Below are 269 nucleotides of genomic sequence, written 5' to 3' on the forward strand. Positions count from 1 at the left end.
TCCGGATCAAAGCGTACTTACCGCTCCCCGAAGCATATCGGTGTTAGTCCCGTCCTTCATCGGCTCCTAGTACCAAGGCATTCACCATGCGCCCTTCATAACTTAACCTAAACAATCGTTGATTGTTTGATTAATTGAGTTAGCGATTTGATTCGTTAATTAAAACTCAAATAACGCGGTGTTCTCGGTTTATTGTTTTGTTAATAAAGAAATTAGATAATATTTAGTTTTCAAAGTACAAGCTCTGAGGGTAAACCCCTCAAAACTAA

The 269-nt window shown here is 38.7% G+C and carries 1 rRNA gene; it reads right to left on the bottom strand.

Annotated elements, in window-relative coordinates:
• A 23S ribosomal RNA gene (locus tag H5S39_RS00010) occupies positions 1-108 on the bottom strand; the annotation flags it as partial.
• Positions 109-269: the final 161 nt, after the last annotated feature.

This window comes from Limosilactobacillus rudii, assembly GCF_014145455.1.
Taxonomy (GTDB): domain Bacteria; phylum Bacillota; class Bacilli; order Lactobacillales; family Lactobacillaceae; genus Limosilactobacillus; species Limosilactobacillus rudii.